The 18,928-nt window shown below is 65.4% G+C and carries 19 protein-coding genes and 1 pseudogene; 3 read left to right on the forward strand and 17 right to left on the reverse strand.

The features are described from left to right. Positions 1-12: 12 nt before the first annotated feature. From ONR75_RS30000 to ONR75_RS30050, 11 genes are all read right to left on the reverse strand, one after another. Positions 13-1,197: an alpha/beta hydrolase family protein gene (locus tag ONR75_RS30000; RefSeq protein ID WP_265080459.1), complete on the reverse strand. Its 1,185-nt coding sequence runs from the start codon at positions 1,195-1,197 to the stop codon at positions 13-15. Positions 1,198-1,356: 159 nt separating this feature from the next. Beyond that, entirely contained in the window at positions 1,357-1,764 is a 408-nt protein-coding gene (locus tag ONR75_RS30005; protein ID WP_265080460.1) for a Rieske (2Fe-2S) protein, read from the reverse strand. Between the two features lie 54 nt (positions 1,765-1,818). Beyond that, complete coding sequence (locus ONR75_RS30010; protein WP_265080461.1) at positions 1,819-2,523, reverse strand: ABC transporter ATP-binding protein; 705 nt, start codon at positions 2,521-2,523, stop codon at positions 1,819-1,821. Continuing rightward, complete coding sequence (locus ONR75_RS30015) at positions 2,516-3,334, reverse strand: ABC transporter ATP-binding protein (protein ID WP_265080462.1); 819 nt, start codon at positions 3,332-3,334, stop codon at positions 2,516-2,518. The genes ONR75_RS30010 and ONR75_RS30015 overlap by 8 nt, the downstream gene beginning before the upstream one ends. After that, positions 3,331-4,368: a branched-chain amino acid ABC transporter permease gene (locus tag ONR75_RS30020; RefSeq protein WP_265080463.1), complete on the reverse strand. Its 1,038-nt coding sequence runs from the start codon at positions 4,366-4,368 to the stop codon at positions 3,331-3,333. The genes ONR75_RS30015 and ONR75_RS30020 overlap by 4 nt, the downstream gene beginning before the upstream one ends. Continuing rightward, the gene (locus ONR75_RS30025) at positions 4,365-5,237 is read right to left on the reverse strand and encodes a branched-chain amino acid ABC transporter permease (protein WP_265080464.1); all 873 of its coding nucleotides are present in this window, start codon (positions 5,235-5,237) and stop codon (positions 4,365-4,367) included. Before ONR75_RS30025 ends, ONR75_RS30020 begins: the two co-directional genes overlap by 4 nt. 225 nt (positions 5,238-5,462) lie before the next feature. Then, positions 5,463-6,617 carry an ABC transporter substrate-binding protein gene (locus ONR75_RS30030; protein WP_265080465.1) on the reverse strand — a complete coding sequence of 385 codons (1,155 nt, stop codon included), beginning with the start codon at positions 6,615-6,617 and terminating at the stop codon, positions 5,463-5,465. Positions 6,618-6,693: 76 nt separating this feature from the next. After that, entirely contained in the window at positions 6,694-7,896 is a 1,203-nt protein-coding gene (locus ONR75_RS30035) for a xanthine dehydrogenase family Fe-S subunit (protein WP_265080466.1), read from the reverse strand. Beyond that, on the reverse strand, positions 7,893-8,726 hold the full coding sequence (locus ONR75_RS30040) for an FAD binding domain-containing protein (RefSeq protein WP_265080467.1): 834 nt from the start codon (positions 8,724-8,726) through the stop codon (positions 7,893-7,895). The genes ONR75_RS30035 and ONR75_RS30040 overlap by 4 nt, the downstream gene beginning before the upstream one ends. Then, the gene (locus tag ONR75_RS30045) at positions 8,723-11,104 is read right to left on the reverse strand and encodes a xanthine dehydrogenase family protein molybdopterin-binding subunit (protein ID WP_265080468.1); all 2,382 of its coding nucleotides are present in this window, start codon (positions 11,102-11,104) and stop codon (positions 8,723-8,725) included. Before ONR75_RS30045 ends, ONR75_RS30040 begins: the two co-directional genes overlap by 4 nt. A 35-nt stretch (positions 11,105-11,139) precedes the next feature. Beyond that, complete coding sequence (locus ONR75_RS30050) at positions 11,140-12,417, reverse strand: amidohydrolase/deacetylase family metallohydrolase (RefSeq protein WP_265080469.1); 1,278 nt, start codon at positions 12,415-12,417, stop codon at positions 11,140-11,142. Between the two features lie 157 nt (positions 12,418-12,574). On the opposite strand from ONR75_RS30050, the gene ONR75_RS30055 reads away from it, so the two are divergent. Both ONR75_RS30055 and ONR75_RS30060 read left to right on the forward strand, forming a co-directional pair. Then, complete coding sequence (locus ONR75_RS30055) at positions 12,575-13,066, forward strand: MarR family winged helix-turn-helix transcriptional regulator (RefSeq protein ID WP_265080470.1); 492 nt, start codon at positions 12,575-12,577, stop codon at positions 13,064-13,066. Between the two features lie 88 nt (positions 13,067-13,154). After that, a complete protein-coding gene (locus ONR75_RS30060) occupies positions 13,155-13,793 on the forward strand; it encodes a phage tail protein (RefSeq protein ID WP_265080471.1) in 639 nt (212 codons plus the stop codon). Between the two features lie 14 nt (positions 13,794-13,807). Here ONR75_RS30060 and ONR75_RS30065 read toward each other — a convergent pair whose 3' ends face one another. Next, positions 13,808-14,119: a DUF6916 family protein gene (locus ONR75_RS30065; protein WP_265080472.1), complete on the reverse strand. Its 312-nt coding sequence runs from the start codon at positions 14,117-14,119 to the stop codon at positions 13,808-13,810. Between the two features lie 103 nt (positions 14,120-14,222). Between ONR75_RS30065 and ONR75_RS30070 the strand changes: the two genes are divergently transcribed. After that, positions 14,223-14,801: a GNAT family N-acetyltransferase gene (locus ONR75_RS30070; RefSeq protein ID WP_265080473.1), complete on the forward strand. Its 579-nt coding sequence runs from the start codon at positions 14,223-14,225 to the stop codon at positions 14,799-14,801. Here ONR75_RS30070 and ONR75_RS30075 read toward each other — a convergent pair. The 5 genes and pseudogenes from ONR75_RS30075 to modA all read right to left on the reverse strand — a co-directional run bounded on the left by ONR75_RS30075 (position 14,776) and on the right by modA (position 18,919). Continuing rightward, entirely contained in the window at positions 14,776-15,903 is a 1,128-nt protein-coding gene (locus ONR75_RS30075) for a nickel/cobalt efflux transporter (protein ID WP_265080474.1), read from the reverse strand. The two genes, ONR75_RS30070 and ONR75_RS30075, sit on opposite strands and share 26 nt — an antisense overlap. A gap of 11 nt (positions 15,904-15,914) precedes the next feature. Beyond that, a complete protein-coding gene (locus ONR75_RS30080) occupies positions 15,915-16,193 on the reverse strand; it encodes a metal/formaldehyde-sensitive transcriptional repressor (protein WP_265080475.1) in 279 nt (92 codons plus the stop codon). A 121-nt stretch (positions 16,194-16,314) separates the two neighbouring features. Then, positions 16,315-17,468, reverse strand: a pseudogene (modC, locus tag ONR75_RS30085) (molybdenum ABC transporter ATP-binding protein). Then, positions 17,465-18,151, reverse strand: coding sequence for a molybdate ABC transporter permease subunit (gene modB / locus ONR75_RS30090; protein WP_265080476.1), 687 nt, complete (start codon positions 18,149-18,151; stop codon positions 17,465-17,467). The pseudogene modC and the gene modB overlap by 4 nt, the downstream one beginning before the upstream one ends. Before the next feature lie 6 nt (positions 18,152-18,157). Further along, on the reverse strand, positions 18,158-18,919 hold the full coding sequence (gene modA, locus ONR75_RS30095; protein WP_265080477.1) for a molybdate ABC transporter substrate-binding protein: 762 nt from the start codon (positions 18,917-18,919) through the stop codon (positions 18,158-18,160). Between the last annotated feature and the right edge of the window lie 9 nt (positions 18,920-18,928).

Below are 18,928 nucleotides of genomic sequence, written 5' to 3' on the forward strand. Positions count from 1 at the left end.
TCTCGACCGGGGCTATGCCGCGGGACCGCGCAGCCGATCGGCGATCCAGTCGAAGATGAACTCATTTCCGATGGTCGGATTGTCCACATGCCCGGGCCCGGCTGCGGTCTCGGCAGCGGTGAAGATCTTCAGATCGATGTCGAGGCCGCTGGCCCGCAAGGCCTGGCAACAGCCGGTCACGTGGCCGGCGTCCAGCCAGTCATGCTCGCCGATCGTCACCAAAATCGGACATCGAATGTTCTTGGCAATGCTGCCGCCGCAGAGCTTGTCGAATCCGGCCGTGCCGCCACAGCCGCCGCTGGCGATATTTACCGTCAGAAACGCCCGCTCGTGCAGATCCCAGATGCCGCCATCGCAGACGACCGCGGCGAAGCGATGATCAAGGCTGGCTCCCCGCGTCGCAAAGGCCGCGCCCAAGCCGTCGCCGAACACTGCGATTCGCTCGGGATCCACCCCATCGTTGGCGATGAGATGGTCCATGCAGCCGCTGATTGCCGTTTCGATATCGAAGCGACCCGGCGCACCGTCGTCGCTCAAGGCGCCGGGCCGATAGCCGGGCAAATCGACGAGCAGCAACGATAGCCCGCGCCGATGCGCGTAGCGCGGCAGGCTGTGCAGGTATTCTTCCTTGAACCTGTCGGGGCCTCCGAAGCAGATCACCGTCGGCGATGCGCCTCCACGCTGGGGCGCCGGCAGGAAGTATCCCTGCAGAACCTCATTCTCCGCCCACGGAATCTCGACGGTCTCGCCCACCGACGCGGCGCGCAGGTAGAGCTGCGAGCAAGCCTGCATGTGCGCGATGGCGGCACTGCGCCGACGATCATTGGTACCGAGAAAGGTCTGCGCTGCGCGAAAATAGTTCATGGCTCGCAGCCAGTTGCTCAGTGCGGTCTCGGTATGCCCGCTATGGAATGCGGTATCGCCGCGCTCCTTTGAAGTATCAGCGAGTTTCTTCCACTCCCGATACCAGCTTTCATCATCGCCGGGATTGATGCTGCTTGCAGCGCGAAAACACTCCGAAATAGTGCTACCGCCGTCCTGGGCCGCGCCCAGAATCTGCATGAACTGAAAAGAATAGTCTTCGTTGCCCGGCCATTGCACCCAACCGCGAGGACCATAGAAAGGCGTAGCTGCAACCAGTGCAATGTGCGTCACGACCCCGAACTTTTCTTTTCGCGCTGTTTCCGCGCATTGCATCGAGCTTCGGCGACAACCATCGCCACGCGCAGTCGTAGCTCGAATGGCAACAACCGCGTCTTTTATTACTAGCTCAAGTATCTAGATCTTCAAAGAAATTCCGCCTGCGAACGCAAACTTCCGATTACCAAGTGAGTACTTCCTCAACAACCATGACGGTCACACATGTGGCTTCCGAAGCCCGAAGGTTAGTTCCCGTAAACACAAGCTAGTTCCGGGAACAACCGGGTCGACGCGCAGTGCCGTATCGACGGAAACCCAGACCTGCCCCTCTGCGATCCGCACCGGATAACGTCGCAGCGCGCGGCTCGACCAGCCCGGCGAGATCTCGCCGGTCGGCAGACTGAACCAAGCGAGGTGACGCGGACAAAACAGCCGGCCATCGGCAACGCGGCCCTGGGCCAGATCGGCCTGTTCATGCGGGCAGGCCCTCTCGCAAGCGAAGATCCGCGCGCCATCCCTCACCACAATCAGATCGACGCCGCCGATCCGCGCGCAGACGATCGTCTTTTCCGCCAGGCGTTCCAGGGTGCAAGCGGCGATCCAGTGTTCACTGTCCGATATCATCCCTGAATGGAACCCCACGGATAGCCGCATGCGGCGCGTCGGCCGCAGATGGCCTCAACCGCCAAGATAGGCCCGCCGCACATGCTCGTTCTCGATCAGATCGGCACCCAGCCCGGACAACACCACACGCCCGGCCTCCAGCAGATAGGCATGGTCGCACATCTCGAGCGCCGCGAAGGCATTCTGCTCGACCAGAAGTACAGTGGTACCGGCATCGCGGATGGCGCGGATGATGGCGAAGGTGCGCTCGACGATATTGGGCGCGAGCCCGAGCGACGGCTCGTCGAACATCACCAGCCGCGGTCGCGACATCAGCGCGCGGCCGATGGCCAGCATCTGCTGCTCGCCGCCGGACAACGTCCCCGCCGCCTGCTTCCTGCGTTCGGCCAGGCGCTGGAACTCACCATAGATCCGGTCGCGATCCGCGGATATTTCCGAAGAATCGGAACGCAGATAGGCGCCCATGTCGAGATTCTCCTCGACGGTCATGTGCGGAAACACCCGCCGTCCTTCCGGACAATGCGCGATGCCGCGCGTCAGCACCTGCTGCGGGCTGGCGCCGGTGATATCGTCGCCCTCGAACCTCAAGCTGCCGCTGCGCGGCGGCACGAGGCCCGAGATCGCGCGCAGCGTGGTGCTCTTGCCGGCGCCGTTGGCGCCGATCAGCGCCACCAACTGCCCGGCCTTCACACTCAGCGTGACGCCGCGCAGCGCAGTGACCTGCCCGTAGGCGCAGACCAGATCGTTGATCTCAAGCATGCACAGCCACCTTCTTCGCGGCGTGACTGGCGCCTTGCCCGAGATAGGCCTCGATCACCGCGGGATCGTTGCGGATCACCTCGGGCGTGCCCTCGGCGATGATGCGGCCGTAGTTCAGCACCACGATGCGATCCGACACGCCCATCACCATCGGCATGTCGTGCTCCACCAGCAGGATGGTGACGCCGCAGTCGCGGATATTGCGGATCAGTTGCACAAAGGTGTGGGTCTCCGAGGCGTTCATGCCGGAGACCGGTTCGTCGAGCAGCAGCATCGACGGCTGCGCCGCCAGCGCCAGCGCCACGCCGGCCAGCCGCTGCTCGCCATAGGACAGCGAGCCGGCGAGATCGTTGGCGCGGGCCTCGAGCCCGATCCAGCGTACCAGTTCGGCGGCGCGCTCGCGCAGCAGCCGCTCGGACGCGCGGGCACGCGGCAGGCCGAGGATGGCATCCAGCAGCGACACCTTGCCCTGACGGTGCAGGCCGATCAGCACGTTGTCGAACACCGTATCGCGCGGAAACACGCTGGTGCGCTGGAACGTGCGGACCAGGCCGAGATCGGCGATCTCGTGCGATTTCAAACCCTTCAGCGGCGTGCCGCGATACTTCACCTGGCCCCTGGTCGGCGTCAGAAACCCGGTCATCAGGTTGAAGGCCGTGGTCTTGCCGGCGCCGTTGGGGCCGATCAGGCTGAGGATCTCGCCTTCGCCGACGCAGAAGTTCAGATCCGACAGCGCCACCAGGCCGCCGAACTGCATGGCAACGTTCTCGACGCTGAGCACGATCTCGCGCGAACCGGACTGCATGGTCATGCGCCTTCCTCCACCACATCGATGGCCTTGGCCGGTCTGTCCGCGGCGGGGCGCGACAGGCCGAGCAGCGGCGCCAGTGTCGGCACGATGCCGCGCGGCAGCACGAACAGAATCGCGATCAGCACGCCGCCATAGGTGATCCATTGCGCCTCCGGCGGCATGATCGGCCGCAGGAACACCGGCAACAGGCCGAAGATCACGCCGCCGACCACCGGCCCGGCCAGCGAGCCCTTGCCGCCCGAGACCACCATGATCACCATGGTGACGGTGGTGATGAAGGCGAAGACGTCGGGATCAATGATGCGGATGTAATGCGCATAAAGGCTGCCGGCGGCGCCGGCGATGCCGGCCGAGATCACCGCCGCCAGCGTCAGCGTCTTCGTCACGTCGATGCCGACAGCGACGGCCAATGTCTCGTTCTCCATCAACCCGCGCATGGCGCGGCCGTAATGCGAATGCACCAGACGGGCGATCAGGAAATAGGACAAGGCCGCAACGGCGAGCACCAGATAGTAGTTCTGCAGCTTGGTCTTGAGCACGAGATAGCCGAGGCCGGGCAGACCGATGGTAATCGAGGGAATATTGGTCAGCGCCAACGGCCCTTGCGTCAGCTCGACCCAATTCAACGCCACCAGCCGCACCACCTCGGCAAAGGAAATGGTGACGATGACGAAATACGCGCCGCGCACGCTGAAGGAGAGGCGGCCGACCAGATAGCCGCAGAAGGCGGAGATGGCGATCGCGAGAGCGAATCCAGCCACCGGCGGCCACGGCACATGGACGATGTGGAAGTCGCCATAGATCGGCACGTCGAAACCCAGCGCCGTCAGCGCCGATACGTAGGCGCCGATGCCGAAGAAGGCGACATGGCCGAGGCTGAGCTGGCCGGTGAAGCCGAGCAGCAGGTTGAGGCTCATGGCGGCGATGATGAAGATGCCGGTGGTGATCAGGGCATTGAGCAAATACGGGTCCTGCAGCCACAGCGGCACCGACGCAAAGACCAGCAGGCAGAGCAGCGTCACGATGCGGTTCATCCGACACGCTCCGCCCTGGCGAACAGCCCGGTGGGTTTGAAGATCAACACGGCGATGATGATCACGAAGCCCATGGCATCGCGATAGCCCGACGAGACGTAGCCGGCGCCGAGTTCTTCGGCCAGCGCCAGGATGAAGCCGCCGATCACCGCGCCGGTGATGTTGCCGAGCCCGCCGAGGATGACGATGGCGAAGGCCTTGACCGCCGCAAGATCGCCCATCTGCGGGAAGATCACATAGACCGGGCCGAGCAGCGCGCCGGCAGCCGCAGCCAGACCCGAGCCGATGGCAAAGGTGGAGGTGTAGATCCAGCTGACATTGACGCCCATCAGCGCCGCGGTGTCCGAATCCTGGAAGGTGGCGCGCATGGCCTTGCCGAGTTTTGTCCGGTTGATCAGGAGATAGGACACGGCGATCAGCAAGGCCGCGGCGGCCAGCACGAACAGCCGCAGCCATGACACCGAGACCGGACCGAGCACCAGCGGCGCATCGGGGAACGGATTGCTCACCGACTTCGCCACGCCGCCCCAGATCCACAGCGCGCCGGACTGCATGGCGATCCAGGCGCCGATCATCACCAGCATGGTGGTGTCGATGTCGGAGCCGCGCAGCGGCCGCAGCAGCAGCAATTCGATGGCAGCGCCGAGCAGCCAGCCGGCGGCGATGGCCACCGAAATGGCGAGAAAGAAATTCAGGCCGAACTGATGCACCACGATGAACATCATATAGGCGCCGAACGTGTAGAGGATGCCGTGGGTGAAGTTCACCACATTCATGATGCCGAAGATCAGCGTCAGCCCGATGCCCAGCAGCGCATAGGTGCCGCCGAGCACGAGGGTGTTGAGGAGATGTTGCAGCAACTGGGTCAAAGGTCGTTCTCGATTCTGATTGGTAACATCGAACGCGAAGCGATCTTCCTTAGCCTCTCCCCGCTTGCGGGGAGAGGTCGGAGCCGAGCGTTAGCGAGGCTTCGGGTGAGGGGGACTATCGAGTGAAACTCGGACTCCCCTCACCCGACTCGAAGCCCCTACGGGCCTTCGAGCCACCCTCTCCCCGCAAGCGGGGAGAGGGAAGATCCCCCGAAATATCTTCTATTACAGCGCCTTCATGCCGACCTTGCCGTCGGCAATTTCGATCAGATAGACGTTCGGAAAGCTCTGGCCGCTCTCCTGGCCGGCAGGGCCCGACTTCTTGAACACGATGTCGCCGTTCAGGCCCTTGATGTTGATCTCCCACAGCGCCGCCTTGATCGCGGCGGGCTCCGCCTTGCCGGCCTTCTCGATCGCCGCCGCAATGGTGCGGATGCCGTCATAGCCGCGGAAGCTCTCGGTGCAGCCGGCGAAGTCGAAGCCGCGCTTCTTCCACTCGCCGATAAAGTAGCTGGTGGCTTCCGGATTCGGCGTCTTGTCGGGATACCACGGCAGGAACGTGGTCAGATGCATGGTGCCGTTGGCCGCGGCACCTGCCTGGGCGATGATCTGGTCGGGGTTCTGCGAGCCGCCGGTGGTGATGATGCGCTTCTTCAGGCCGATGGCCGCGGCCTGCTTGAAGATCAGCGTCAGCTGATCGACCGCAGTGGTGACGATGACGGTCTCGGAATCGCTGGCCTTGATCTTGGCCAGCTGCGCGCTCATGTCCTGCGCCGACTGGTCCATGGTCTCGACCAAACCAATCGTGATGCCGTGCTCTTTCATCATCTTGCCGAAGTCTTCGGCGGTGCCGCGGCCCCAGTCATTGTTGATGACAAGGAAATCCGCCTTCTTGATCGCCAGCTTGTCGATGATCTTGCTGAACGCCGCGCCTTCGACTGCCGACGGCGGCGAGATGCGGAAGATGTAGGGATTGCCCGAGGTGGTGATCTTGCCGGCCGACGAGGTCTCGACCACCATCGGCGTCTCATATTCCACCAGCTTCGGCATCACCGCGAGGGTCAGGCTGGAGCCCCAGGCACCGAGCAACACCGGCGTTTTATCGCGGGTGATGAGCTTTTCGGCGACGGCCGCGGCCTCGGTCGGGTTGCTCTTGTTGTCCTCGATGACCAGTTCGATCTTTTTGCCGAGAATGCCGCCCTTGGCGTTGATCTCGTCGGCGGCGATCTTGGCGCCGTTGACGACATAGGTGCCGGACGCGGCGAACGCGCCGGTCAGCGGCTCGTTGACGCCGATCTTGATGGTTTGCGCGTAAGCCGCGCCGTCGAACAGAGCGAGCGCAAGCGCGATCGCCGGCGCGGCCTTGAAGGTTCGTATCATGTCATTCTCCCAATGAACGCTGGTGAAACGGTCGCAGTCCAAACGTCGCCGCCGCGCAGGATATGCGAGCGCCGATTCATGATGCCGTGTCTCCGCGGCCGATAACCCGGCGCAGCGCGCGTGTTGCGCGATCGCGCAGCAGCCCGAAGACAAGCGAAATTCCGTTGAGCTCGGCGGCAGGCACCCTCGCTGCATCTGCGCCATGCGACAGCCGACGATCGAGATTGCCGGCAAATTCTGCGATCAGCCGTGCCGCGAGATCGCGCACCAGGCCGGAGCGGCCGACCTGCGCCAGCATGCCGGTCAGGCTGTAGCCGATGGACAGTTCGACGCGGGTCGCCGCGCTCTCGGCAATGGGCAGCAGCCGGTAGCGGATCTCGCCTTGTGTCTGCGAGCGGCTGCGCTGGTCGACGCCGATACCGAGGATGCGGCCGGACAGCTGCGCGGCATCGCTCTCGACCCGCGCCGCGCCGTTGAAGTTCGCAGAGATCGGGCCGATCCTGACGCGGATCGCGCCCTCGATGCGCTCCGGCATCGGCGTTCCCGTCAGCGACGCGCCGGGGAGGCAGGCCGCCACCCCCGCGATATCCTCGAATATCGCGAACACTTTTGCGGGCGGATGCGCGACGTCGAAGTGCTGTTCGAGAACGGTCGACGGCGTGAAGTCGGGAATGACGAGGGGCGCGACAGCGCTGATCATTTCGACCGGCGCAACCAGGGCGACCGATGGTTGGACACTGACACAGGCAGCATGGCCCGAGCCGACCGGCCCGAGCAGTCTGCGCCCGGCATCATGCTCCGGCGCGATGCCGCGGGCGCGACGCGCCGATATCACCGACTGCACCGCACGGACGATGCCGACATAGCCGGTGCAGCGGCACAGGTTGCCTGACATGCCCACGCGGATCGCCTGCTCGTCGGCATCCGGCAGCCGCTTCACCAGATCGCGCGCCGACACCAGCATGCCCGGCGTGCAGTAACCGCACTGCAGCGCGTGCTCGCGCGTAAAGGCGGCGCGCAGTTCGGTGGCGATCTCGTCGTCGTCAAGGCCTTCGACGGTGGTGACATCGGCGCCGTCGCAGGACACCGCAAAGGTGATGCAGGAACGCGCCGGCACGCCGTCGAGCAGCAGCGTGCAGGCGCCGCAGACGCCGTGCTCGCAGCCGAGATGGGTGCCGGTGAGGTTACGCTCGTCGCGCAGGAAATCGGCGAGGCTGGTGCGCGGCTCGACCAGCGCATGCACTGCGCGATGGTTCACGGTGAGTTCGATATCGGTCATGCCGCGGCCTCCGCGATGGCTTTTTGCAGCACGGCGACATGGATATGGCGGTCGGCAGCGTCGGCGATGCCGGCCTTCGACAGGATTCTGTCCGCCACGCGCGGATCGAAGGTGCTGCCGAAATCGCCGCCAATGCGGCCGCCGAACAGCTCCGTTGCATCGTCAATCACGACAGGCGCAGCCTCGACGGCGCCGATCACCACGCGCGCCGCGCCGGCGTCGGGATCGATCAGCACCGCGCCGATGGCGTGCGCAAACTCGCCGGTCTTGCGGCAGGCCTTGACGTAACCCCAGCGCGCGGAAACGCGCATTGCGGGAATGCGGACGGCTTCGATCATCTCGCCGGGAGCAAGCGCCGTCTCCAGCGCGCCCAGCACGAAATCCTTCATCGCCACGCGGCGCGCGCCGGTCGCGCTGCGCAGCGTCATCGTCGCGCCGAGCGCCGTCAGCGCCGAGATCCAGTCCGCACTGGGATCGGCATGGCTGAGCGAGCCGCCGACGGTGCCGCGGTTGCGCACCGCGCGATAGGCGATCGCCGAGGCGACGCGCTGCATGGCGCCGCGGGTGACGTCGGGGATGCGGCCGTCCTCGATATCGGCATGGGTGACGCAGGCGCCGATCACCAGATCGCCGCCGACGCGCTCGACATGCTTCAGTTCAGCGAGCCCGCCGATATCGACGATCAGATCCGGTGCCACCAACCGCAGGTTGAGCATCGGGCCGAGCGACTGACCGCCGGCGATGATCTTTGTGGCGCCATCGCCGGCGATCGCGGCAAGCGCCGCGGCGAGGTCGCGTGGCCGTTCGTAGGCGAAGGGGGCCGGCTTCATGCCGCAGGCCTTTGCGCGTCGCGGGCCTCGATGATCGCCGACATGATGCGGCGGGGCGTGATCGGCGAATGCAGCAGTTCGACGCCGAGGCCGCGCAATGCATCGTTGACGGCGTTGGCTATTGCTGCCGGCGGCGCGATGGCACCGCCCTCGCCGATGCCCTTGACGCCGAACTTAGTATAGGGCGACGGCGTCTCCATGTGATCGAGGCGCGGCATGGGCACTTCGGTGGGACCGGGCAGCAGGTAGTCGGCGAGCGTCGTGGCCAGCGGCTGGCCGGCACGATCGAACGGCATCTCTTCGTAGAGCGCAGTGCCGATGCCCTGCGCCAAGCCGCCAAAGATCTGGCCGTCGACGATCATCGGATTGACCAGCACGCCGCCGTCCTCGACGATCACGTAATCGAGAATCTCGACATCGCCGAGGTCGGAATCGACGGCGACGATGACCGCATGGGCGGCATAGCTGAAGGTGCCGGAGTCGCGCTGCGGCTTGTAGCCGGAGGTGGTCTCGAGGCCGGCGGGATCGACATCGCCCGGCAGGTCCTGCGGGCGGCGATACCAAGTGTACGCGATCTCCTTCAGCGTCACGCTGCCGCTCGAGCCGCGCACCTCGCCGTCGGTCAGGATCACGTCGGCCTCGTCGCACTGCAACAGCTTGGCGCCGATCTTCCGGGCGCGTTCGCCAAGCTCGGCGCAGGCGGTGGCCACCGCGCCACCGGCCATCACCATGGAGCGTGAGCCCCAGGTGCCTGTCGAATACGGAGTCATCGCGGTGTCGCCGTGGACGACGCGGACCTTGGCGACATCGATGCCGAGCATTTCATGGGCGACCTGCGCCAGCGTGGTCTCCATGCCCTGGCCGTGGGAATGCACGCCGACCCGCAATTCGAGCCCGCCATCGGGCGTCAGCCGCGCAGTGGCCTGTTCGTGGCCGGGCACCATGGGAATGCCCCAGCCGGAATAGACCGAGGTGCCGTGCGCCGCCTGCTCGCAATAGATCGACAGGCCGACGCCGATCCGCCGTCCGTCGGCTTCGCCGCGGCGTTGACGCGCGCGCACCGCATCGACGTCGATCATGGTGAGCGCGCGGCGCATCGCTTCGGGATAGTCGCCGCTGTCGAAATGCTTTTTCGTGATGTTGTCGAACGGCATCTGCTCCGGCCGCACCAGATTGCGCAGCCGCACCTCGCCGGGCTCAAGGCCGGCTTCGGCCGCGACCAGATCGAGCATGATCTCCAGCGCAAAACAGACGCCGGTGCGCGCGACGCCGCGATAGGGGAGAATCGGACACTTGTTGGTGGCCACCGAAAACGTCCGGCAGCGATAGGCCGGCATCAGATAGGGCCCGGGCAGAATGCTGACCACCTGCGCGGCTTCGAGGCAGGCCGAGAACGGATAGGACGAGTAGGCCCCTGAATCGACGGTGGCCTCGCAATCGATGCCGCGCAACCTGCCGTCGCGATCGGCATAGACGGTGATGCTGTAGTGATGCTCGCGACAATTGGCTGACGCCACCAGATGTTCGCGACGATCCTCGATCCAGCGCACCGGATGGCCGCGCTTCATGGTCAGCCACGACAGGCAGACTTCTTCCGGCAGCAGAATCCCCTTGTGCCCAAAGCCGCCGCCGACATCCGGCGAGACGATGCGTATCTGGCCTTGATCCATATCAAGGCAGTCCGACAAGCCGTTGCGCACGATATGCGGCATCTGGCTGCCGGTATGGAGCGTGAGTTGATCGAGACGATGATCAAACGAGGCGACGACGCCGCGACCTTCCAGCGGCGACATGCATTGCCGCGCCGTGAAAATCTCGCGCGTCACCTTGATCGGTGCATCCAGTGCGGAAGCGATATCGGTCTCAAAGAAACTTTCGAGGAAGACGTTGTCGCCCCAGTGCTCGTGCACCAGCGGCGCGCCGGGCTCGCGGGCCTGCAGCATGTCGTGCACTGCCGGCAGTTCCTCGAGGTCGAGAGTGATCGACGCCGCAATGTCCTCGGCCTCGGCACGCGTCGGCGCCACACACATGGCGACCAGCTCGCCGACCTGGCGAATCTTGTCGGTGGCGAGGATCGGCTGATCGGAAATCTTGAAGCCCGGCAGGCTCGTCACCGCACGGATCGGCTTGACCCTGACAAGATCGTCAGCGGTGAACACAACGTCACGATAGCGTTCGGGCACATGGATCGCCTTGATCCGCGCATGGGCAACAGGGCTGCGCAGAAAGGCAACATCCTGCAAGCCGGCCAGCCGGATGTCGGCGACGAACTGGCCGCGGCCACGCATCAGCCGGTCGTCTTCCTTGCGCAGCACGCGCGCGCCGACGCCCTGCTTTTCGGCAGGCCCCGTCGAAGAAAGATCGCGCGCGTCGCGCATGGTCGAACCCTCGCCTCTATTGGATCGATCGCCGCTTAGGCGGCGACCGCCTCTGGAAGGATCGCCGCCACAGCGTCATGGCGCACGCCGGCGCGCAGGCAGAACAGCGGCTGCATCAGCCCGTCCGCCACCACTTCGGTATTCTCGTTGTCGCGCAGGATGTAGCGGCCCGGTCTGGTCGATATCACCGACACGTCGGCATCCATGCCAACCTTCAGCGAACCGACCTTGTCCGACAGGCCGATCATCTTGGCCGGGTTCGACGTCACCATCGGCACCACCTGCTCCAGCGTCAGGCCCAGCGCCATCATCGAGCTCATGGCCTGAACGAGACTGAACTTGGCCTGTCCGGCGAATGGATGGTTCTCTTCGTCCTCATGCTGGTCCGGCGTGCCGGCCGGCGCGGGGACGTCCGTGTTGTAGCCATGGATGTCGGCGCCGAGCGTGGTCGGCACGATGCCGGCAGCAATCGCCTTCTTTGCCAGGCGATAGGAGAAGTGGCTGCCGTGACCGACGTCGATCTTGAGGCCGCGATCAATCGCAGCCTTGATCACCGGATGAACCTCGCCGTCACGATTGACGAAGCCGCCGGGATGCCGCGTGAACGGATGCGCCAGCACGTCGCCTTCCTTGAGCAGCGGGATCACCCGCTCCAGAATTGTGTCGACGTCCTCGCCATTGGTGCCGCTTTCCGGCAGGCCCCAGAGCTGGCCGAAATGCACATAGACCGGCAGTTCGGTGCGCTTGCCGATTTCCGCGGCCATCTCCAGCACGCGGATGCCCCAGCGCGCGAAGCCGCCGATCTCGGCATGGGCCTTGATGCCGCGCACCAGATCGGGATTGGCCAGCGCCGCTTTCACGGTCGCGTCGATGTCGACGCCATCGGGGCTGTAGAGGTTGGGATAGAAGTGACCTTCGAGACCGCCGACCAGATAGGCCGACAGGAAAGCATAGATGCGCGACTTGGCGGGCTCGGCGATGAAATGGCGGAACCCCGGCAGCGTCATGCAGGACGGGCCGCCCTGGTCCACCAGGGTGGTGACGCCGGACTGCACGCCGACCATGTCGGGGTTCATGCCGAAACGCCCGGAGACATATTGATAGACATGCGCATGGGTATCGATCAGGCCGGGCAACACCAACTTACCGGTGACGTCGACTATCTCCCTGGCGCTGGTCGGCAGGATGTCCGCCTGCACCGCAGCGATCTTGCCGTTGCGGACGGCGACATCCCTGATGCCGTCGATACCCGAAGCGGGGTCGATGACGCGTCCGCCGCGCAGCAACAGGTCGAAAGTCGGACTGATAGACATCACTGCTCTCCTCTGCGTTTTCTGGCGGGCTTCTGCTGGCCCGCCAGAAAACGAAGCATACTTCGTATTTTACAAAAGCAAGGCTCGTGCCATAACTAGCGAGCCGCTTACCGACAGCGCGAGCGGCCGGCAGACGTCGCGGACAAGGAGATGAACGTTGCAGAAGGCGAACAAGCGCGGCGAGCGAAGCCAACGCCCGTGGCCGCTCGCGGAACGGCCGGGCTTCCTGATCCGGCGGCTGCATCAGATCCACGTCGCATTGTTCCAGGAGGCCTGCGGCGCCTTCGAAGTCACGCCGCTGCAATACAGCCTGCTGTCGGCGCTGGCGGAGCGTGGAACCGCCGATCAGACCACTTTGGCCGCCGATATCGCGCTGGATCGGACCACGACCACCGGCGCCCTGAAACGACTGGAGGCGCGCCGACTGGTCGAGCGGCCGGTGGATGCGGACGATCGCCGCGCCCGAATCTGCCGATTGACGCCGGCCGGGACCGCGCTGCTGGCGAAGATCGAGACCGCCGCGCGCGACGCGCATCGCGCATCGCTCGGCAAACTCAGCAAGGCGGAACAGGCGGACTTCATCGCCACCATGCAGCGAATTGTCGCGGACCACGCCGGCCGCAATGGCGCAGCCACAAAGTTCGAATGACGCGCGGCACAACTACATCGCGTCGCAGCATGCGCTGCGAGCGACTACAAATTAGTCAGGCTGACTTGGTCGAGGCAGAGCGCATCAGATGCGCCGGGCCGCAGCGATGCGATTACTTCTTCGGTGGCGGAATGTAGGCGCGGCCGCTCATGCCTGCCATCAGTTCGGTGGCATCGCCGCGGATCTCGCCGAACACCTTGATGGTCTGGCTGACCGGATCGACCCGACCGCCGATGCGGGTGATTTCGGCGGGATAGGTCTTGTCGATCTCCTCGATATGTTGCCCATCATGCAAAATCAGGCGCTGTTTTCGCTGCTCGGCACCACCTATGGCGGCGATGGGATCAGGACTTTCTGTCTGCCGGATCTGCGCGGCCGGACCATGAACCATCAGGGCACGGGGCCGGGCCTGCCGCCATTCGTCATCGGCGAAATGGCCGGCAGCCCGCAGCATACGCTGCTGGCCACCAACCTGCCGCAGCACAATCATGCGCTGAATGTATCGGACCAGTCTGCGACGACGGACCAGCCGAGCGGAGCCGTCCTTGCCAAGGCCGCCGACTCCGGCCTCAATCCCATCAACGTCTACGGCCCCACGCCCAACGCGATAATGAATCCGGCCGCCATCTGGATCAGCGGCAGTTCACAGCCGTTTTCGGCGATGCAGCCGTATCTCATCGTCAATATCTGCATCGCACTGTTCGGCGTTTTTCCAGCGCGCGGATGATGGACGCCGCCGCGTCAGTTGAACACCGCGTGATAGTAGCGTCGGGGGCCCGGTGCCGTCTGGGTCGGGTTCAGGTACATCTCGAACGAACCGCCGCGTTGCGGGCTCATGCGGTAATAGGCGGCAAGCAGCAGATCGGTCCACGGGGTGGTGAAGATCAGCACGAACGGCTGCCGTGCCACTTCCGTGTCGAACGGCCGCTGCACGATTTTTTCGAGGCGGATCGCGAGCGGCTTGGGCTGGGCATCGACCAGGAAGATCTGTCCCACGTGAGGCTCGAAATCAGCCGCGGTCAGCAACGGCCCGAGATCCGGCAATGAATGCATCGTGCACCTCTTTACACTGGCGAAGCATCATGCGTGTGCACGGGCGATCACGCAACCTCTGCGCGGAACATTTTCGAGCGTCGACCCGGCCGGGAGCCGCGACGTGAGCGCCACCTCGCGCATCGTCGCCACCTCCGCAGGCGACTTCACGCTGCGGCCCGAACGGCCGGATGACGCAGCGTTCCTGCGGCGGCTGTTCGTCGCCAACCATGCCGGCGTGCTGCGCGATGCCGGCATTGCCGAACCCGTCATCGCTGATCTCATGGACGTCCAGTTCCGCTCCCAGGCGGACACCTATCGCCGACCGTTCCCGCATGCCGAATTCCTGATCGTCGAGCGCGACGGCGCAGCGATCGGCCGCTGGATCTCCGACGACGATGGCGATGCCGAACTGTTAGTCGACATCGCCCTGCTGCCGGACAGCCAGAACCGCGGCCTCGGCGCCGCGTTCGTCGCCGCCATGATGCGGCGCGCCCTCGACCGCGGCAAGGCGCCGCGCGCCAGCGTGCTCGTCAGCAACCTGCCCTGCCTGAAGATGTGCCGGCGGATCGGTTTTCGCGTGGTCGACCAGGACGATGTCTACGTCCACTTGCGCGGCGTGCGGGACGTCGGACGCGACGCGGGCGATCCCGACATCGACCTTCGCCGGCGCGAGACTAGATCCCGCGGATCGACGCTGTAACGGCCGGCGAGACCGCGCGGGAATGGCGGATGCCGTTCCACCCCTGCACGCCCATGTAGAGTCCGACCAGGATGATTAGGCCGCCGGAAGCATAGGGCGCGCGCCGCGCAAAGGTGCCGAAGCCCGACCAGCGCGTCGCGACATGCCTGACGCTGAGCGCGGCCAGCACGCCAGCCGAGACCATCGTCAACGCGAGTCCGATGCTGAAGCACAGCACCAGCACCACGCCGAGGCTGATCTGCTTGAGCTGGATGCACAGCAACAGCACGGTGATCGCGGCGGGGCAGGGAATCAGGCCGCCGGTGAGACCGAACATCACGATCTGGCCGGTGGTCGCCTTGCCGCCGCTAAAGCGGCGCCGGATGTCGGCGGCGTGTTCGCGCGCGTGGGCGTCGTCCTCTTCGCCGAGATTCAGATGCTGGTGATCGTGCTCCTCGAACACTTCGTCATGAACTTCGACCGTCTCGCCGTGGCGCAGCCGCAGCGAAGCCGTGAAGGCATGCGGCTCGGGAATTTCGTCGACGCTTTCAAGACAGCCCTGGCCGGCAGCAAAGCCAAAACTCTGGCGGTTGCCGTCCGGACGCATGATGTCCACGGAGATATCCTGCGCCGGCGGCAGCGCGCCCTCGGCGCGGATGCGCCAGCGCGGTGGCACGCCATCCTCAAACACTTCGAACAGAAGCAGCCCGCTGCCGGTCGCGATGCTGCGAACGTCGTCGCCATGATGGTGGTGATGGTGATCGCCGTGCCCGGCATGTTGCTCGCGCCAGGTACGCCAGAGCATCCAGACGGCGACCGCGACAATGATGACCGCCGAGGCGAGCTGGAAATATGGCTCGGTGGCCTCGCCGCCCCATTCCTGGCCGGCATACTGGCCGGCCAGCGCAACCACCCAGACCACCGCGGTATGCGACAGGGTTGCCGACAGGCCGAGCAACACCGCCTGCGAGACGGTGCCCTGAACGGCGATGATGAATGCCGCCATCATGGTCTTGGAATGGCCCGGCTCCAGTCCGTGCAGCGCGCCGAGCAGGATGGCGCTCGGCACGAACAGCCACGCGTGACCGGCGCCCTGCTGAATGATGTCGGCGAACGGGGTCATGAGCGCATCTCCTATTTGAGGTAGGTGCGCAGCGCGTCGATCAGGTCGGTGGTGCCCCGGGCGCGGTCGGCATTCGTCTCGGTGGCGGGATCGACCACATGGTGGCGGATGTGGTCCTCGATCACCTCGGTGATCAGGCCGTTGATGGCGCCGCGCATCGACGCCACCAGCATCAGCACGTCGGCGCAGCCGAGCTCCGCCTCCAGCGCCCGCTCGACCGCCTCGGCCTGCCCCTTGATGCGCCGAACCCGGGAGACGAGCTTCTTCTTGTCCTTGATCGTATGCGACACGGCTTGCCCTCGCGAAATATAATATAGGGGGATACCCTATATTGCGGGCGCACGCAACCGATCCGCGGCCCGGCCGCCGTGACAGCCGGTTGACGTCGACATCTTCTGCGGTGCTATGGAATCAGGCGGGACGGGTTGGTGCGGCAAGAGCGGCGCCATCGGCGGCGACCTGCCCGCGCGCCGGCGCCAGCGCGACGCCTTTGACCTGCGCGATGACGGCCATTCCCTCGGCCAGTTCGAGCAGATCCCACGACCGGCGCGTCAGCCGCGCCAGCAGTTTCGCGCCGCCCCCGTCGGGTCCGAGCGCCAGCACCGCCAGCACCTCGCTCGGCCCGATCGCGGTTTTCGAAACGATCCGCGCCGGCAGCGCGTTGAGGATCGAGCTCGCCTGCTGCGCTTCCCGCGCCAGGCTCACGTCGCTGGCGGCGATGCGCAGGCGCCGGCGCTCCCCGCAGTAACCTGCGGCGCAGGGACGAGCAATTGACCGCCGTCGACATGAAGGGTCAGAATTCCATACGCCGCATCGTAGGATCCGGCCGTCGCATCGAAATTGACGGCGGCGTCGCGACCGACGGCCAGCGGCAGCGACGGATCGCTCTGCAGGACGCCGAGCGGGCCGGCCGCCAGCACCGACCCGGCCTGCATCAGGATCAGATGATCGGCCAGCCGCTCGACCTCGGCCATGTCGTGGCTGACATAGATCACAGGCAGCGACAGCCGCTGGTGCAGACGCTCCAGGAACGGCAGGATCTCGTCCTTGGTGAGCCGGTCCAGCGCCGACAGCGGCTCGTCCATCAGCAGAAGCTTCGGTTGCGACAGCAGCGCGCGACCGATGGCCACCCGTTGCCGTTCGCCCCCGGACAGATGCTGCGACGAACGATCGAGCAAGTGGCCGAGCCCGAGCAGATCGATCACCTCGTCGAACGGAATGCCGCCGGAGTCCGAGCCGTCGCGCGGCGCGCCGTAGAGCAGGTTGCGCCGGACCGAGAGATGCTGGAACAGGCTGGCTTCCTGAAACACATAACCGATCGGGCGCTGATAGGGCTCGCGGAAGATATTACGGTCCTGCCAGACGTCGCCGTTAACAGCGCAGAAGCTGCCCGGCAGGTGCTGCAGGCCGGCAAGACAGCGCAGCACCGTGGACTTGCCGCAGCCGGACGGGCCGAACAGCGCGGTGACGCCGGTGGCCGGCACTTCAAACGACGCGTCGAGCGTAAAGCCGCCGAGTGTGCCGCGAAACGCCGCCCGGATCGTCGGAGAATGAGTGGCGGTCATGCGTTGATCCGCGCGATGCGCTTTTCGAGCAAGGTCATGGCGAGAATCACGATGAACGCGAACACGGCCATGCCGGCCGCCAGGATATTGGCCTCGCGCCACTGCGACGTCTCGACATAGTCGAAGATCGCCACCGACAGAACCTTGGTCTTGCCCGGCACATTGCCGCCGATCATCAGCACGATGCCGAACTCGCCGACGGTGTGCGCGAAGCCGAGCACCGCGCCGGCCAGAAATCCCGGCCGCGCCAGCGGAATCGCCACCGTCCAGAACGCGCGGCGCGGCGACGCCCGCAAGGTGGCGGCCACTTCCAGCGGACGGTCGCCGATAGCTGCAAAGGAATTGCGGATCGGCTGCACCACGAACGGCATCGAATACACCACCGAGCCGATCACCAGGCCTTCAAATGTGAAGGCCAGCGTCCGCGCGCCCCACAGGCCGGCCAGCGCGCCGCCGGGACCGTCCGGTCCCAGCACCACCAGCAGATAGAAGCCGAGCACGGTGGGTGGCAGCACCAGCGGCAGCGCGACCACGGCGGCCACCGCTTCCTTCCACCACGCCTTGGAGCGCGCCAGCCACCACGCGATCGGCGTGCCGACGATCAGCAGGATGATCGTGGTGATGGCGGCCAGTTCGAGGGTGAGCCGAACCGGCTGCCAGATGTCTGCGGGAAGTCCGCCCATCTGCGTCTAGCGTTCGCTGCCGTATTCGTAGCCGTATTTTTCGATGACGGCGCGCGCCTCCGGCCCCTTGAGGAAGGCCATGAAAGCGATCGCCGCCTCGCTGGACGCGCCCTTTTTCAACAGCACCGCGTCCTGGCGGATCGGCGTGTAGAGCGCCGCGGGGACCAGCCAGCGCGAGCCGGTCGTATTGCCCGCGAGCTGCGACAGCGCGACGAATCCCAGCTCGGCATTGCCGGTGTCGATGAACTGAAACGCCTGGGAAATGGAATTGCCCTGCACGATCTTCGGCTGCACGGCATCGTAGATCTTCAGCGCCTTCAGCGTCTCGATGGCGGCGGTGCCATAGGGCGCAGCGGCGGGGTTGGCGATCGCAAGCCTGGTAAAGGCGTTGGCCTTGAGGGTGTCCTCGCCCTTCACCAGATCGGCGCTCTTGCTCCACAGCACGAGCTTGCCGATGGCATAGGTGAAGCGGCTGTCGGCGATGCCGAGGCCGTCCTCCACCAGTTTTTTCGGGCGCTCGTCGTCGGCCGACAGGAACACCTGGAACGGTGCGTCCTGGGTGATCTGGGTGTAGAACTGCCCGCTGGCGCCGAAGCTGAGCACCGCCTCGTGGCCGGTCTTCTTCTGGAACGCCTCGGCGATTTCCTTGGCGGCGCCGGTGAAGTTGGCGGCCACCGCGACATTGGTCTGGGCCGCGAAGGCATTGCCCGAGGTCAGGCCGAAGATTGCAAGGGCGCCGGCGAGGCGAACGAGGTTGATCGGTTTCACGGGGACTCT

Origin of the sequence: Rhodopseudomonas sp. P2A-2r (genome assembly GCF_026015985.1) — a bacterium.
Classification (GTDB): Bacteria; Pseudomonadota; Alphaproteobacteria; order Rhizobiales; family Xanthobacteraceae; genus Tardiphaga.